The organism is Streptomyces polyrhachis, assembly GCF_042663125.1.
Lineage (GTDB): Bacteria > Actinomycetota > Actinomycetes > Streptomycetales > Streptomycetaceae > Streptomyces > Streptomyces polyrhachii.
The window spans coordinates 84,328-99,144 of the sequence record NZ_JBHSZO010000023.1 but is presented as its reverse complement, the minus strand read 5'-3'; the positions used below and the strand labels follow the sequence as shown (position 1 = coordinate 99,144).

The window sequence follows — 14,817 nt, the reverse complement described above, 5'->3', positions numbered from 1 at the left end:
ACGGTCCTCGCAACTCCCCACGTCGTGAGTGTTGCGAGGACCGCTAGAACCTAAGAGGGACGGGGGCCGCTGCTTTCAACTCGCCTGCGGGAGCGGCTACTTCAGCGCGAACGCCCGGTCGACCTCCTGGCTGACCGCCAGCCCGTCGGCCCCCCGCGCCGAGGCGCGCAGGGACACGAACGCCCCCGGCGTGTCCGGCAGTACGAGCTTCGCCGTCCACCGTCCCTCGGCCGTCTTCGACAGGGGGACCTCCCGCCAGCTCGCCCCGTCGTCGTAGGACACCGACAGCGCGGCCGTGTCACCCCTGACCTGCTCCCCGGGGAACCAGTCCTGGGTTCGCGCGCCCAGCCCCACGCTCACCGCGCGCCCGGCCGGGACGTCGCCGCGCAGGTCGGTGGGGACGTCGAGGGAGAGGTTGAGCAGCTTCAGCCCGTACTCCTGGTAGTCGCCCTCCGCGTTGGGACGGTGGACGAAGTCGTAGGCGGTACGCACCCGGGTCGAGGTCCGCCAGACGGCGCCGTCGCGGGTGGCGTCGGCCACCACCCGGTAGGGCTTCGCCTCGCGCGGCAGGTCGGCCCAGATGGACCGTCCCGGCGAGCGCTTGACCAGCCGTTCGCCGTCGTAGAGGGCGATGCTGCCGGCCTCGTACTCGTCGGGCATCGCGCCGGAGTGCCCGGGTCCGGAGTCGGTCCACATGGGGATGTTGACCTGGATCCCGAAGGGGTCGGTGATGGTGCCGGTGTACCCGGGGCCGAAGCGCGGGTGGTGCACCGGCGCGAACCAGTCGGCGGTGTAGACGCGGCCGGCCGTGTACCGGTCGCTGCCGCCGCGCATCTCCTGGCCGCCGCTGGTGTGGTTCTCGTACCAGAAGCTGCCGCCCTCCGGCGGGGTGACGTACTCGGTACGCGCGTGCGGGAACCTCTCGTACTCCTCGAAGCCCGCACCGCGCCCGCGCCCGATGGCGCGCACCGGCACGTAGTAGCGGAAGCCGCCGCCCACGGTGTCGCGGTGCCCGTGGTACCTGCTGTTGACCTTCGCCAACTCCCTCTCGCCGGGCCGGTAGTCCAGCGCCCGGTCGGGGATGGCACCGCGGTAGACGCGCGCCAGGTCGTACAGGTAGTCGGGGAAGCGCTTCTGCACCACCCGCAGCAGGCCGCGCCCCGAGCGGGCCTCGGCGATCAGCCGCGCGCCGTCCCCGGCCCGGACGGACGCCACCGTGATGTCCTGCGCGCCGTAGCCCTCGTACAGGGCGCCCCGGCCGTCGTTGACGGTGATCAGCATCGCCGCGCCCGCCGCCGCCGCGTTGGCGCCGCGGGTGGGCGCGTCCACCTCGTCACTGCGCTCGACGATGACGGCCTTGCCCCGTACGTCGAGCCCCGCGTAGTCGCCGGCGCCGCCCTTGCCCGCGTAGGCGGTGGCGAACTTGCGGTTGCCGTCGCGGTAGGCGCTTCCCCGCTGCCCCACCAGCGCCACGTCCTGCCCCTCGCCGGTCCGCGCGTCGAGGAACTCCTCGCGCAGCCGCCAGCGCGTCATGTAGCTGAACTCGCCCTTGGTGACCTTCGCGGTCGGGCTCAGGTAGACGGTGTCGTAGGTCGGCAGCAGCACGAACTGCGAGTCGAAGCCCACGCCGCCGGTCCCGGTCCCGTCCGCGTACATCCGGTGGAAGTCGAGGACGAGCTGCGAGACCTCGGCCTCCCTGGGCGCCCGCACGTGCGCGGCGCGCGCCCTGCTCGCGTCCAGCACCACGGTGGCCGGGGCGTCCAGGACGGTCTCCGGGGCGGTGAGGAAGGCGACGCCCTGCTCGTCGGGCCGCTCGCCGGGGACGTCGAGGTAGCTCCAGGCGGTGTACGTGCCCGGCGGCAGCCGCAGGGTGGTCGTGCCCGAGACGGACACGGGGAAGGGGAACTCGTTGCCCTCCCAGGTCAGGACGACGGTGCCACTGGCCGGCCGGCCGTCGCGCCCCTTCAACTCCAGGGTGTAGTCGTAGAGTTCGCGCTCCTTGTGCAGGGCGAAACCGGTGTGCGCGACGAGGTCGCCGCTCGCCGCGTCGGTGGCCAGGACCTGCCCGGAGAAGGAGGTGCCGGGCGCCACCGACGACGGGTCCAGCGTCAGCGTCACCGACGCGCTCTTGCCCGCCGGGACGGTGACCCGCTCGGCCGAGAGGGTGTACGCGGCCTCGGTGGTGTCCAGCGCCAGGTCCAGTACGGCGTCCGCCGCGCCGGTGTTGCGGTAGGTGACCGTCCGCTCGGCCGCCGCGGCGCCCGCGTGCGGCCAGGTGTAGACCGCCGCGGCCACGGACCCCGTCGCCTCGACGGCGGCGTCCAGCGCGGTGGGGATGTCCAGCCGCCCCGTACCCATCTCGTAGGGGGCGTACGCGTCCAGCCTGCGCGAGGTGGCCATCAGCGCGTCCTTGATGCGCTGCCCGTCCCAGCCGGGATGGGCCTGCTTCATGATCGCCGCGGCGCCCGACACGTGCGGGGTGGCCATCGAGGTGCCGTCCATCGAGCGGTACATGCCGCCCGTCCACCCCGGTACCGCCTGCGAGGCGGCGGCGGAGATGTCCACGCCCGGCGCGGAGATGTCCGGCTTCAGCGCGTAGGAGCCGCTCAGCGGTCCCTGGCTGGAGAAGGCGGCGCGCTCGTCGGCCTTGTCGACCGCCGCGACGGTGAGCGCGGCGGCGGCGGAGCCGGGCGAGCCGATGGTGCCGGGGGAGTAGCTGTTGCCGGCGGCGACCACGTAGAGCGGGCCGCCGTTCGCGGACAGGGCGTTGAGGGCCAGCGACTCGGGGGTGTTGCCGTCGTCGCCCACCTGGGTGCCCAGACTCATGGACACCACGTCGGCGCCCTGGGCCTTGGCCCACTCCATGCCCTCCACGATGCCCGACTCCGAGCCGTAGCCGTTGTCGGAGAGGACCTTCCCGATCAGCAGCTGCGCGCCGGGCGCCACGCCCTTGTTCGCCCCGTCGGAGGCGGCGCCGCTGCCGGCGACGGTGGAGGCGACGTGGGTGCCGTGGCCGTGGCCGTCGGTGACCTCCTCGCCGGGGATGAAGCTCCTGGTGGCGGCGATGCGGTCCCTGAGGTCCGGATGGGTGGGGTCGATGCCGCTGTCCAGCACGGCGACCCGCGTCCCGGAGCCGTCAAGTCCCTTGGCCCAGGCCTGCGGTGCGCCGACCTGCGGCACGGACTCGGCGAGGTCGGCCGCCACCCGCCCGTCCAGCCAGAGCTTGCCGACGCCGCCGTCCAGGGCGCGGCCTTCCTTCGCGTGGGGCGCGAGCTCGTCCCAGAAGACCCGCGCCCGCTTCTTGTCGGCCTTCAGCGCGGTGGCGCCGATCGACTTGAGCGTACGGACCTTCGCGGCCCCCCTGGGCACAGCGGGCGGGCGCGCCCCACGGGAGCGGGGCGCCGCGGCGATCACGGGCACAGCGTCCGTGTGCGCGTCGTCGAGCCGCATCCGGGCGAGGCCGCTGACGTTGAACAGCCGACGGTCGAGCCGGTCGGCGGCCAGCAGCGGCAGCACCTCGGCGGGCAGCACGTAGGTGTCCTCGCCGTAGCGCTGGATGTGCACCCCGCCGCTCGCGCCCGCGGGCCGCTCGACGGTCACGACGTCGTCGCCACCGGAGATCTCCCGGTAGTGCACCACGTCGCCGGTGACCAGCGTGATGTCGTAGGACGGGTCGGCCGTGCGCCGGGGCGGCGACGGCCGGGACTCCGCAGAGGCCGCCGGTGTTGCGGCCGTCGCCCCGGCGGGCAGCAGCCCGCCGCCGAGCGCGAAGGCGGTGGCGGCGGCGACAAGCGCCGAGCGCCGTGTGGATATGAAGGTCATCCTCCGGATCTACACGCAGCACCTCCCCGCGCGCACCGCCTCCCGCTGGCGGGTTGCCGCCCTGGCGGGAATCCGCCAGCGGGGGAAAAGCCGCCGTCAGGGAACCCGCCCGCCCCCGCCGCACCTATTCCCCTCACGTAACCGACCGCTTAGTATGTGCCCGCGTCCCTCCACCGACGCCCCCGCACACCCCAGCCGAGGAGCCGCCCGCGATGAAGGCATGGCAAGTCCACCGAACCGGCGAGCCCCGCGACGTCATGCGGCTCGACGACATCGCCGAGCCCGCCGCGGGCAAGGGCCAGATCCTCGTACGGGTCCTCGCCGCGAACGTCAACTTCCCCGACGCCCTCCTGTGCCGCGGCCACTACCAGGTCCGCCCCCCGCTGCCCTTCACCCCCGGCGTGGAGCTGTGCGGCGAGATCACCGCCCTGGGTGAGGGCGCCGAGGGCGAGATCGGCGCCCGGGTCCTGGCCCAACCCGCCTACCCCTCAGGCGCCTTCGCCGAACTGGCCGTGGTGGACGCCACCTCCGTGCGCCCCGCCCCGCAGGCCCTGGACGACGCCCAGGTCGCCGCCCTCCACATCGGCTACCAGACCGGCTGGTTCGGCCTCCACCGCCGCGCGCGCCTGCAGCCGGGGGAGACCCTGCTGGTCCACGCCGCGGCCGGGGGCGTGGGCAGCGCCGCCGTCCAGCTCGGCAAAGCCGCCGGCGCCCGCGTGATCGGCGTCGCCGGCGGCGCCGCGAAGGCGCGGACGGCCGCCGCCCTGAGCTGCGACGTCGTCATCGACCGCACCGCCCAGGACGTCATCGCCGCCGTGAAGGAGGCCACCGACGGCCGCGGCGCCGACGTCGTCTACGACCCCGTGGGCGGCGCCGCGTACCAGCAGTCCGCCAAGACGGTCGCCTTCGAGGGCCGCATCCTCGTCGTGGGCTTCGCCGGCGGCGAGATCCCCGCCCCCGCGCTCAACCACGCCCTGGTGAAGAACTACTCCATCGTCGGCCTGCACTGGGGCCTGTACAACCTCCACGACCCCGCCGCCGTGGCCCACTGCCACACCGAGCTGACCCGCCTGGCCGCCGAGGGCGCCATCAGCCCCCTCATCTCCCAGCGCGTCCCCCTCGACGGGGCCGCCGACGCCGTCCAGCGCGTCGCGGACGGCGCCACCACCGGCCGTATCGCCGTCCTCCCCCAGGAAAAGCCATGAGCACCCCCACCCCGGACGCGGCCGAACTGCGCACCCGCACCCGCGACTTCCTCGCCGCCCACCCCCCGCACGCCACCGATCCGGCCGCCTTCCTGCGCGCCCGCTTCGACGCCGGACTGGCCTGGGTCCACTACCCCGAGGGCCTGGGCGGCCTGGCCGCCCCCCGCGCACTGCAGCAACTCGTCGACGAGGAGATGCGCGCCGCCGGCGCACCGCAGACCAACGGCCCCGAGACCAACGGCATCGGCCTGGGCATGGCCGCCCCCACCATCCTGCGCCACGGCACCGAGGAGCAGAAGCGCCGCTTCCTCAAACCCCTGTGGTGCGCCGAGGAGCTGTGGTGCCAGCTCTTCTCCGAGCCCGGCGCAGGCTCCGACCTCGCCGGACTCGCCACCCGCGCCGAACGCGACGGCGACGACTGGATCGTCACCGGCCAGAAGGTGTGGACCTCCAGCGCCCACGTCGCGGACTTCGCGATCCTCATCGCCCGCACCGACCCGGACGTGCCCAAGCACCAGGGCATCACGTACTTCCTGTGCGACATGCACGCCCCCGGCATCGAGGTGCGCCCCCTGCGCCAGATCACCGGCGAGGCGGAGTTCAACGAGGTCTTCCTCGATCGCGTACGCATCCCCGACGCCCACCGCCTGGGCGCCGAGGGCGAGGGCTGGAAGATCGCGCAGACCACCCTCAACAACGAACGCGTCGCCATCGGCGGCGGCACCCTGCCCCGCGAGGGCGGCCACATCGGCCTGCTCGCCGCCCACTGGCGCACCCACCCCGAACTGCGCACCCCCGACCTCCACCACCGCCTCCTCGCCGCCTGGGCGCAGGCGGAGGCCCTGCGCCTGTCCGGGCAGCGCCTGCGCCAGCAGCTCACCGCCGGCCAGGTCGGCCCCGAGGGCGCCGGGATGAAACTGGGCTTCGCCCAACTCGCCCAGCAACTCACCGGGCTGGGCGTGGAGTTGATGGGGGAGGAGGGCCTCCTCTACGACGACTGGACCCAGGTGCGCCCCGACCGGGTGGACTTCCTCGCCCGCGACGCCGGCTACCGCTACCTGCGCGCCAAGGGGAACTCCATCGAGGGCGGCACCTCGGAGATCCTGCTGAACATCATCGCCGAACGCGTCCTGGGCCTGCCCACCGAACCGCGCACCGACAAGGACGCCCCCTGGAAGGACCTCCCCCGATGACGGCCCTCACCCCCACCCCGGACTCGGACCTCCTCTACAGCGAGCAGGAGGAGGACCTGCGCGCGGCCGTACGCTCCCTGCTGGCCGCGCACCTCGACACCCCCGCCCTCCTGGCCTCCCTCGAAGCCCCCGCCGGTGCGCACGACGCCCGGCTGTGGAAGGCGCTGGCCGTCGACATGGGCCTGGCCGGCCTGCTGATCCCGCAGGAGCTGGGCGGCGCGGGAGCCACCCACCGCGAAGCGGCCGTCGTCCTGGAGGAGTTGGGCCGCACCGTGGCCCCCGTGCCGTTCCTCACCTCCGCCGTCCTGGCCACCCAGACCCTCCTGGCCTGCGACACCACCCGCCCCGAGGTCGCGGCCCTGCTCACCGGCCTCGCCGAGGGACGACGCACCTGCGCCCTCGCCGTCGCCCTGTCCACCTCCCCGTACGCGCCCGTCCGCCGCGCGGCGGCCACCGGGGCCGGCCTGTCGGGCACGCTCACCTCCGTCGCGGACGGACCCACCGCCGACGCCTGGCTCGTACCGGCCGACGACGGCCTGTACCTGGTGGAACGCGACACCGCCGGCGCCCGGATGGAGGCGATGACGGCCCTGGACCAGACGCGCCCCCTGGGCCGCCTGACCCTGGACAACGCGACCGGCACCCGCCTGGCGGACGCGGCGACCGCCGAAGCGGCGATCCACCACGGCCTCCTCACCGCGGCCGGACTCCTGGCCTCCGAGCAACTGGGCCTGGCCGACTGGTGCTTGACGGAGACGGTGGCCTATCTGAAGGAGCGCCGCCAGTTCGCCCGCCAGGTGGGCGGCTTCCAGGCCCTCAAGCACCGCCTCGCCCACCTGTGGCTGCGCCTGGTCCCCGCCCGCGCGGTGGCCCGCCACGCGGCCGACGCCCTCGCCACCGCGAGCCCCGACACCGCCATCGCCGTGGCCCTCGCCCAGTCCTGCACCTCGGAACTGGCCGTCCACGCGGCGGAGGAGGCCCTCCAACTCCACGGCGGCATCGGCATGACCTGGGAACACCCCGTCCACCTCTACCTCAAACGAGCCAAGTCCACCCACCTGACCCTGGGCACCCCGGCCACCCACCACACCGCCCTGGCGACCCTGGTGGACCTCCCGGCCTGAACAGGCTGACGAAAACCCCCGGTTGCCCCAGCCGGCCCCACGAGCCAACCCGCAGCCGGCTCACGGACTCCCGACCGATCACGTCGACCGGTCGGGAGTCCGCCGCCCGACGAACGGCTGTGAACAGCACGGCCAACGGATTCTTAGACGACGTCGAACTCGTTGCCCTCCGGGTCCCGCAGTTGGACGGCGTACTGCCCCATGCCCGGCTTGTCCATGATCCGAAGCACGTCGGCACCCGCATCGACCAGTCTTTCCACTGTGGCCGTGACCCGCTGCCTGCGGACCGCCAACGGGACGTCGCGTCCGCCGCCGACCTTCAGGTCGAGGTGTATCCGGTTCTTGACGGTTTTGGATTCCGGAACATGCTGGAACCACACCCGGGGCCCCTGCCCCGCAGGGTCCACGATCGACTCCGGGATGTCGCCCGCCCCTGCGGGCAACTCCTCCTCGGGCACCCCCACGGCCGCCCAGTACTCCCGCCACGTGGCATGGCCGCCCGGGGGAGGCTCGGGTACGTATCCCAGGGCCTCGCTCCAGAACACCACCAGCCTCTGCGGGTCGGCGCAGTCGATCGTCAGCTGCAGTGTCATCTCCATAGCCGGAGCCTGACAGACACGTCTGACATTCGTGCTGGACCGTCCCTGCTGGCGGGGGAGAAGCGCACGGGAAGGCGCCAGGCGTTGTCGTTGACCATCCTCGCGGCGCTCTTGCGCGGGTGGACTTCTTGCTCAGCGGCCCATATCGCTCGGCGAGCGAAGAGGTCAGAGGACAGCGGGCCTACGGCCCCATGATGTCGTCGGCGTATCGACTCACCGCCGATTCTTCGCTGATCCACCTCATCACCACGAACCTCGATACCCTTGGAGCCGGTGATGTCGGTGGGTTGTCATAGAGTCCGGTCCCATGACGATCCTGATGACGTACGGGGGACCCGGCGAGCCCGAAGGGCTGGTCACGCGCATTGGTGGGATACCCATGGCCCCGGCGGGGACGGCATGGCCTCACTGCGCTACGTGTGACGGGCCGATGCAGTTCCTGGCCCAGATCGTCCTGGCTGATCTGGACCGCCTGATGGATCGGGGAAGCAAGCAAGCCGACGGCGTCATGGCGATCTTCATGTGCCAGAACGATCCCGGTATGTGCGACGAGTGGAGCCCGATAGTCGGCGGCAACCGCGCCCTGCTGTTCCCTGCCGACGGGCTGACGCCGATGTCCGCGCCTGCCTTGGGTGAGAACGATGAGGGGGTGCTCCGCCTCGGCGCTGTCAGCGCCGTGACCCTGGTGCCCTCGCCCGCAGCCGACTACTTCAGCGCGCGTGAAGAGTGGGCCGGCCGCAGCGGAAATGAGCTGAGGAACGTCCTGGGACAGCTCGGTGGACAGGCCGACTGGCTTCAGGGCGACGAGACACCCCTGTGCCCGACCTGCACCCACCCTATGGACCTGGTCGCACAGTTCGAGGAAGGCCCGGACCACTCCACGGCCATGAACTTCGGCGGCTGTGGCACAGCGTTCGCCTTCACGTGCGCCCCCTGTGTCCAGGCCGCCTTCCTCTGGCAGTGCTGACCGGGGAGGGAGAGGCCGTGCCCGACGAGCTCATCCACATCCTGGCCAAGGCCCTCGCCGACCTTGTGATCAGCATCGACCTCAGCGATGACGAGGACGTGCCCTCGGATGTCGCTACGCGCTGGTTCGAAGACAGCGCCCATACTCTCGATCACCTGATCGAGTCAGACCGCGGCCGGCTCACCGCCCTGTGGCAGGACCTTGCCGACCGCGAACCCAACCCTGCCCGCCGCCAGGCCCTGCGCGAGCTGCCGGAAAGTTTCGGCCTCGACGACCGGGACTGAACCGGGTGTGCCAACGACGGCCCGCACGAGCGTGAGCACGTTTGCGTGCAGGCCTGTCAGCGATCACGATTCCCATGGACGGTGCTGGCGCATCCGGGCCGGTCCACGTTCCACTCCCACGGCAAGGCCTCGTCGCAGAAGACGCAGACGAAGTCCCCCTCGCGCACGACGTTGAGCTGCTGGCAGGCGGGGCAGCGCCGGAAGGCAACCTCGTGCGTGAAGCCGGATGGGCGCACGATCCCGGCCTGGTCCAGGGCCTCGGCGACGGCTGGCCAGGAGCTCACGTCCGGGCAGTAACCGGTCGACTGGTTGCTGACCTCGTCGACCGCCCAACTCCCGGACTCCTCGCTGAAGCTGATCTCACCAGCACTCAGGACGACTTCTCCAGCAGCGCACACCACGTGCTCACTGCGGCGCGGCGCAAGCCTTAGTACTCCAGCCGCATCGACAACGAAGGTGAAGGGCTCGGCCAACTCCTCCACTGTCCGCGTCGCAGCCCACTCGTTGAAGTCGGCCGGCGAACGCATGCTCCGACCCTGACCGCCCGGACGGACAAGACTCTTCAACTCGGCCGGGCCTACGTAGCGATAGCTCCGCCGCTGCATACTCACGCTTGCTCTCTACGGGTGAGCTGGTCGCACCGAACGGTGAACTCGTCCTGGCCGTCCGTGGCCGCGACACCATGGGGCGTGGTGGAGACTGTGACAAGCCCGCCATCCTTCTGGAGCCTGGCCGATCCGATAACTACGCAGGCGACGCTGATCTCCAGCGGATAAGCGGAATCCGGACCCAAGGCGCCCGGAGCGTCGAAGACGGGAGCCTTGTCGACCAGCGACCACCGATGCCCTGCCGCATCCGTGAACTGAACCTCCACCACACCCGGAAACGGCTCGTCGTCCACCCACCGCACTGCTTCAGCACGCAGCTCGACCACCCCTCGGGAGGAAGCGCAGTTCAAGGCCGCCCGAACGAAGAAGGTAATGGGCCCCGTCCCAGCCCGTATCGACTGAGCCCTCGTCTCGGGGCCCATCACTCATCCAACTGTGCGATGTCGTCGGGCGGATACAGGTCCAGTACGACGTTCAGCCCCAGCGAGCCGATCTCGGTCAGAAGACGAGCGGGTAGGACGCAACCGCCCTGCCCGTTCTCGCTGCCGAAACCGAGGAACAACTCCAGCTCGCAGGACTCGGCCAGGCGGCCCAGCGACTCACGGCGTTCCCCCAGTCTCCCGACCAGGGCTTCCGCGTGTTCCTGCAGCCAGCGGTCACTGTCCAGGCCGCTCTTGAGGATCCATACGCTGCGCTTGCGTCGGAACGTGTCCGGGTTGCACGCGATCTCCAGACTGCCGTGCTCAAAGTAGTCGTCGGGTTCGATACCCAGCACTGCTGAGATCTCGTCGACGGTGATCGTCTGGCTTACGATCCGCAGCGAACCTGCCGACCATTTCGTGTCCGGCATCGGTGGGTTCGTCATCGGTTGCTGCACGCCAACACCATGGCGGGACCCCTCGCTGCGGGCCGGCGAATTGCTTGCCACCAAGCGGCCAAGATGCCCCATCTGCAAGGACGTCCAGACCTGGATCGCCGACCCCACGCCCTACGTCTGGACCAAGTCCGCAGACGAGATCCTCGAACGCCTCGCCGGCTATCTGAACAGAATTCCTGACTCAGAAGACTAGCGGACCCGGTGAACCCGCTGACTTGCCAGCTCGTACCGCGCCCCGACCACCGCCAGCCCCCCATCGGCAACCCGTGCGGCCAACTCCGGTACCGCTCCCAGCCGTGCCACCACCAGCCGTACGTTCGCCGTGACCGCGGCGTCCACCCGTGTCTTCGGTGCCACGTCCAGATCGACCGCCGGGCGGATCTGCTCGCCCAGATACCGCAGTGCCCCGGGCAACTCACCGCCCTTCTCGGCGGCTTCGACGGCGGCTGCGACGGCCCCGCACGTCTGGTGGCCCAGCACCACGACCAGCGGGATGCCCAACTCCAGCACCCCGTACGCGATGCTCCCCACCACTGCCTGGTCCAGCACCTCCCCGGCGGAACGGACCGTCAGCAGGTCCCCGAGCCCCTGGTCGAAGACCAGCTCCGGCGGCACCCGCGAGTCGACGCATCCCAGCACGACAGCGAACGGATGCTGCCCGCCCACCAGCGCCTGGCGCACCGCCCGCGACTCGTCCGGATGCTTTTCGTGCAGTGTCCGCCACCGCCGGTTGCCCACCACCAGCCGTCGCCACGCGGTCCGCGGGGTCGCGGGCCGCGCATCCGTACCCGTATCACCCCGTGCCGAATCGTCCCGTGCCGTATCGGCCCGAGCCACGGACCCGCCACCCACGGACCCGAACCCCACGCCGACCGCGCCCGCGAAGGCAGCCCGCGCGAACCAGCGCCGCCCCGGCCCGACCTCACTGTTCCCGACCTCACCGCTCATGCCCCCACGCTAAGATCCGCCGCCCCCCATGCCAGCCGCCACCCGGACACTTGGCACTTCCTTGGCAAGCCCTTGGCGAAACCCCCGGGGCCGACACTCCGGTCCGCGCCCGGCCTTAGGCCGCCGTCCGCTTCGTCAGCGCCGCCCGCAGCGCGGACTCGGACTCGGGAAGGACCCGCGGCCCGTGGACGGCCAGCGCCGCCAGCAGCGCCCCGTCGTCGAGCGGGTCGAGCCGGTCGAGGGGGCCGCGCTGGCGGGGGACTCGCAGCCGCGTCAGCGCCCGGCGGCCCACCGCGGTGGCCCGGCGGGTCCGCGCGCTGATCTCCCCGCGTGCGATGAGGGCGCAGCCGCCGATCAGCAGGAGGGGGAGCGCGAAGAGGACCCCCATAGACGTGGCTGGCGGCGTCAGCGGGGTGAGCCCGAGCGAGGCGAGCCACAGCCCGGCCACCCCCAGCGCCGTGAGCCGCACCTGCCGTACGACGGAGGCGACCTCGGCGTGGACCGGCGCCGCGACGGCGAGGCCGTCCGCGACCAGGCCCTCACCCAGCGTGATCGCAGGTTCGGAGCGGGCCGTTCCCGCGCACACGTGGGGGATGGGTGCCTGCTCCTGCGGACCGATCGCGGCCAGTACGGCCCGTTCCAGGGCGTCGTCGGCCTCGGGCCGCACCACGGTGACCCACCCGGTGTGCGCCAGCAGCAGCCTGCGCTCGCGGGCCATCCGCGCGAGCGTCAGTTCACTGACCCGGCGCGGTCCGCCGGCCAGGAAGGCGGCCTCGTACAGCGAAAGGCCGCCGGCGGATCGCCGGGACCCGTCGGCGCCCCACTCCCCGACTCGGGAGGCGACCCGGTAGAGCCGCAGACAGCAGGCCAGGCTCGCGGCCCAGGCCAGAACGGTAAGTATCGCCCACATGCTGACGTTCTACGTCGGACGGACGGCGGAAAGCCATAAAGCAGATCACATCCGGAGAAAAGTCACACCCAGCGGAGTGGGAGAAGGCCCTGCCGGCAAGCCGCCCGGTTTCCCCGCCCGCAGAGCGAATCCTTTCGCCGCCCCCTGCCTCCTATACATGTACCGGCAAACGTCGGGACGGAACCAGGAGGTCATCATGATCGTGGGTATCGCCATCGCCGTCGGAGCCGTACTGCTGTGCACCTGCTCCTACGTCGTCCTGCGCAAGCGAAAGGAAGCCCGTGGCTGACACGACCTGGCCCGACGGCGAACTGATCACCGCCGCCCAGCACGGCGACATCGACGCACTCACCGCGCTGGTGTCGGGCTCGTTCCCGAACGTCCAGCGCTTCGCCCGCTCCCTGTGCGCCACCCCCGAGGACGCCGAGGACGCGGCCCAGGAAGCCCTGATCATCCTCTACCGCAAGATCGGGATGCTCCGGGCCACCGGCGCCCTCGCCTCGTGGATGTTCCGCATCGTGCGCAACGAGTGCCTGCGCCGCGCCCGGACCCTGCGCACCCACGACCCGCTGCCGGAGGACACCCCCGTGCACTCGGCCGAGGAAGTGGCACTGCAGCGCATCGAGGCGGGCAGGGTCGCGGCAGCCGTCGCGGCCCTGCCGCCCGACCAGCGCCGCGTACTGATCATGCGCGACATCCAGGGCCACAGCGGACGCACGGCCGCCGAGGCCCTCGGCCTCAGCACCGCCGCGATGAAGTCGCGCCTGCACCGGGCCCGCACCGCGGTCCAGCAGTCCCTCCACGCCCCGCCCGAGCCCGCACCCGGAGACATTCCCGCCCGGAGGCGCCCATGACAACGACCAAGACCAACGGCCCCGACTACACCAGCAGTTCCCTGCCCCGCCACCTCATCCGGGGCGCATTCGGCTTCGCCGCCCTGATCGGCTCGATCGCGCTCATCCCCATCACCGGCCCTCTCAGCCTGCTCCTCCTCCCGCCCGGCCTGCTGGCCCTGCGCGGCTGCCCGATGTGCTGGACCATCGGCCTCATCCAGACCCTCTCGCGCAACCGCCTGCAACGCACCTGCACAGACGGCCGCTGCACCCTGACCCGCCCCGCCGGACACCACGAAACCCACTCACCCGCACCGGAGTTGACACCTAGCCGGTGACCCGCCGCCCGGGCATCATCGGAGGCCGGCCCCCAACCCAGCAGGAGGACCCGGGTGCAGAACCTGCCCTTCCACCGACCGGGGAACCTCTGGCGAGGAAACCTCCACACCCACTCCGACCGCTCCGACGGCGCCCTGACCCCCGAAGCGACAGCGCGCCACTACCGGGACGCCGGCTACGACTTCCTTGCCATCACCGACCACTTCCGCCCCGAGTACGACTTCCCCCTCACGGACACCACCGCGCTGCGTACCGAGGGGTTCACCACCCTCATCGGCGCCGAGCTGCACGCCCCCCGTACGGAAGCCGGCCAGTCGTGGCACATCATCGCCGTCGGACTCCCGCTCGGCTTCCCACCCCCCGATCCGGGGGAGACCGGCCCCCAACTGGCCCGCAGAGCACGCGAGTCGGGTGCGTTCGTGGGCATGGCCCACCCGGCCGCCTCCCTCCTGACCCTCGCGGACGCCGAAAGCCTGGACGCCGCGCACGCCGTGGAGGTGTACAACGCACTCGCCGCCCGCGAGGACCGCGCCGACAGCTGGCACCTGACCGACACCCTCCTCAACCGGGGCCGCCGCCTGCACGCCTACGCGGCCGACGACGCCCACCTCCAGCCCCACGACCCCCCGGGCCGCGCCGCCTGGGTCCAGGTCCGCGCCCGCTCCCTGGACCCGGACCACCTCCTGGCCGCGCTCAAGGCCGGCCACTACTACTCCTCCACCGGCCCCGACCTCCTCGACATCAGCGTGACGGGCGAGCACGTCACCGTCCGCTGCACTCCGGCCCGCAAGATCCTGATCACCGGGGGCACCCCCGGAGCGCAGGTGGCACAGGGCAGCGGCCTGACGGAGTGCACGCTGCCGCTGGCGATGTTCCGCGGCGGCTTCTGCCGGGTCACGATCGAGGACGCCACCGGCGCCCGGGCGTGGAGCAACCCCATCCACCTGCCACCTCCCGACGCGGGGGCGCCCGGACCCTGACGCCCCCCCACGGGCCGATCCCGATCGGCCGCGCCGAGTTGCCGAAGGGGCGGGAGCGGAAGCCCGGCACGTGCTCAGCCGATCCGGGACCTCTCCGGGACCTCAACGAACTACGAGGCCCGGGCGGG

At 72.0% G+C, this 14,817-nt stretch carries 16 protein-coding genes; 9 read left to right on the top strand and 7 right to left on the bottom strand.

The annotated features are described in order from the left end of the window. Nucleotides 1–96: 96 nt before the first annotated feature. The gene (locus ACFQLX_RS16230; RefSeq protein ID WP_386415672.1) at nt 97–3,822 is read right to left on the bottom strand and encodes a S8 family serine peptidase; all 3,726 of its coding nucleotides are present in this window, start codon (nt 3,820–3,822) and stop codon (nt 97–99) included. Nucleotides 3,823–4,034: 212 nt separating this feature from the next. Here ACFQLX_RS16230 and ACFQLX_RS16225 point away from each other — a divergent pair, with 212 nt between their 5' ends. From ACFQLX_RS16225 to ACFQLX_RS16215, 3 genes are read left to right on the top strand one after another with little or no spacing between them, the layout of a single operon-like run. Beyond that, entirely contained in the window at nt 4,035–5,027 is a 993-nt protein-coding gene (locus tag ACFQLX_RS16225; RefSeq protein WP_386415670.1) for an NADPH:quinone oxidoreductase family protein, read from the top strand. Next, complete coding sequence (locus ACFQLX_RS16220; protein WP_386415668.1) at nt 5,024–6,220, top strand: acyl-CoA dehydrogenase family protein; 1,197 nt, start codon at nt 5,024–5,026, stop codon at nt 6,218–6,220. Before ACFQLX_RS16225 ends, ACFQLX_RS16220 begins: the two co-directional genes overlap by 4 nt. Next, nucleotides 6,217–7,344 carry an acyl-CoA dehydrogenase family protein gene (locus ACFQLX_RS16215; RefSeq protein ID WP_386415666.1) on the top strand — a complete coding sequence of 376 codons (1,128 nt, stop codon included), beginning with the start codon at nt 6,217–6,219 and terminating at the stop codon, nt 7,342–7,344. The genes ACFQLX_RS16220 and ACFQLX_RS16215 overlap by 4 nt, the downstream gene beginning before the upstream one ends. A gap of 143 nt (nt 7,345–7,487) precedes the next feature. Here ACFQLX_RS16215 and ACFQLX_RS16210 read toward each other — a convergent pair whose 3' ends face one another. Then, entirely contained in the window at nt 7,488–7,943 is a 456-nt protein-coding gene (locus ACFQLX_RS16210) for a VOC family protein (protein ID WP_386415664.1), read from the bottom strand. 307 nt (nt 7,944–8,250) lie between these two features. On the opposite strand from ACFQLX_RS16210, the gene ACFQLX_RS16205 reads away from it, so the two are divergent. Both ACFQLX_RS16205 and ACFQLX_RS16200 read left to right on the top strand, forming a co-directional pair. Beyond that, the gene (locus tag ACFQLX_RS16205; RefSeq protein WP_386415662.1) at nt 8,251–8,910 is read left to right on the top strand and encodes a DUF1963 domain-containing protein; all 660 of its coding nucleotides are present in this window, start codon (nt 8,251–8,253) and stop codon (nt 8,908–8,910) included. Nucleotides 8,911–8,927: 17 nt separating this feature from the next. After that, nucleotides 8,928–9,194 carry a hypothetical protein gene (locus tag ACFQLX_RS16200; RefSeq protein WP_386415660.1) on the top strand — a complete coding sequence of 89 codons (267 nt, stop codon included), beginning with the start codon at nt 8,928–8,930 and terminating at the stop codon, nt 9,192–9,194. 56 nt (nt 9,195–9,250) lie between these two features. Here the strand turns inward: ACFQLX_RS16200 and ACFQLX_RS16195 are convergent, their stop codons facing one another. The 3 genes from ACFQLX_RS16195 to ACFQLX_RS16185 form a co-directional block, all read right to left on the bottom strand. Continuing rightward, on the bottom strand, nt 9,251–9,799 hold the full coding sequence (locus ACFQLX_RS16195) for a hypothetical protein (protein ID WP_386415674.1): 549 nt from the start codon (nt 9,797–9,799) through the stop codon (nt 9,251–9,253). Between the two features lie 2 nt (nt 9,800–9,801). Then, entirely contained in the window at nt 9,802–10,095 is a 294-nt protein-coding gene (locus ACFQLX_RS16190) for a hypothetical protein (protein WP_386415658.1), read from the bottom strand. Nucleotides 10,096–10,223: 128 nt separating this feature from the next. After that, nucleotides 10,224–10,679 (bottom strand): DUF4279 domain-containing protein, encoded by a 456-nt coding sequence (locus tag ACFQLX_RS16185; protein ID WP_386415656.1) that lies wholly within the window; start codon nt 10,677–10,679, stop codon nt 10,224–10,226. A gap of 40 nt (nt 10,680–10,719) precedes the next feature. Between ACFQLX_RS16185 and ACFQLX_RS16180 the strand changes: the two genes are divergently transcribed. Then, the gene (locus ACFQLX_RS16180) at nt 10,720–10,872 is read left to right on the top strand and encodes a hypothetical protein (RefSeq protein ID WP_386415654.1); all 153 of its coding nucleotides are present in this window, start codon (nt 10,720–10,722) and stop codon (nt 10,870–10,872) included. Here the strand turns inward: ACFQLX_RS16180 and ACFQLX_RS16175 are convergent. Together ACFQLX_RS16175 and ACFQLX_RS16170 are read right to left on the bottom strand one after the other, a co-directional pair. Beyond that, nucleotides 10,869–11,420 carry a carbonic anhydrase gene (locus tag ACFQLX_RS16175; protein ID WP_386415652.1) on the bottom strand — a complete coding sequence of 184 codons (552 nt, stop codon included), beginning with the start codon at nt 11,418–11,420 and terminating at the stop codon, nt 10,869–10,871. The two genes, ACFQLX_RS16180 and ACFQLX_RS16175, sit on opposite strands and share 4 nt — an antisense overlap. Nucleotides 11,421–11,742: 322 nt before the next feature. Continuing rightward, nucleotides 11,743–12,537, bottom strand: coding sequence for a TIGR04222 domain-containing membrane protein (locus ACFQLX_RS16170; RefSeq protein WP_386415650.1), 795 nt, complete (start codon nt 12,535–12,537; stop codon nt 11,743–11,745). A 281-nt stretch (nt 12,538–12,818) separates the two neighbouring features. Between ACFQLX_RS16170 and ACFQLX_RS16165 the strand changes: the two genes are divergently transcribed. From ACFQLX_RS16165 to ACFQLX_RS16155, 3 genes are read left to right on the top strand one after another with little or no spacing between them, the layout of a single operon-like run. Then, nucleotides 12,819–13,391 carry an RNA polymerase sigma factor gene (locus ACFQLX_RS16165; RefSeq protein WP_386415648.1) on the top strand — a complete coding sequence of 191 codons (573 nt, stop codon included), beginning with the start codon at nt 12,819–12,821 and terminating at the stop codon, nt 13,389–13,391. Then, entirely contained in the window at nt 13,388–13,708 is a 321-nt protein-coding gene (locus ACFQLX_RS16160) for a hypothetical protein (protein ID WP_386415647.1), read from the top strand. The genes ACFQLX_RS16165 and ACFQLX_RS16160 overlap by 4 nt, the downstream gene beginning before the upstream one ends. Before the next feature lie 54 nt (nt 13,709–13,762). Further along, nucleotides 13,763–14,689 carry a CehA/McbA family metallohydrolase gene (locus tag ACFQLX_RS16155; RefSeq protein ID WP_386415645.1) on the top strand — a complete coding sequence of 309 codons (927 nt, stop codon included), beginning with the start codon at nt 13,763–13,765 and terminating at the stop codon, nt 14,687–14,689. The last annotated feature ends 128 nt before the right edge of the window (nt 14,690–14,817 follow it).

Coding starts and splice junctions, on each gene's coding strand:
- ACFQLX_RS16215 (WP_386415666.1), top strand. CDS start 6,217: ATGACGGCCCTCACCCCCACCCCGGACTCGGACCTCCTCTACAGCGAG.
- ACFQLX_RS16195 (WP_386415674.1), bottom strand. CDS start 9,799: ATGCAGCGGCGGAGCTATCGCTACGTAGGCCCGGCCGAGTTGAAGAGT.
- ACFQLX_RS16170 (WP_386415650.1), bottom strand. CDS start 12,537: ATGTGGGCGATACTTACCGTTCTGGCCTGGGCCGCGAGCCTGGCCTGC.
- ACFQLX_RS16210 (WP_386415664.1), bottom strand. CDS start 7,943: ATGGAGATGACACTGCAGCTGACGATCGACTGCGCCGACCCGCAGAGG.
- ACFQLX_RS16160 (WP_386415647.1), top strand. CDS start 13,388: ATGACAACGACCAAGACCAACGGCCCCGACTACACCAGCAGTTCCCTG.
- ACFQLX_RS16205 (WP_386415662.1), top strand. CDS start 8,251: ATGACGATCCTGATGACGTACGGGGGACCCGGCGAGCCCGAAGGGCTG.
- ACFQLX_RS16220 (WP_386415668.1), top strand. CDS start 5,024: ATGAGCACCCCCACCCCGGACGCGGCCGAACTGCGCACCCGCACCCGC.
- ACFQLX_RS16230 (WP_386415672.1), bottom strand. CDS start 3,822: ATGACCTTCATATCCACACGGCGCTCGGCGCTTGTCGCCGCCGCCACC.
- ACFQLX_RS16225 (WP_386415670.1), top strand. CDS start 4,035: ATGAAGGCATGGCAAGTCCACCGAACCGGCGAGCCCCGCGACGTCATG.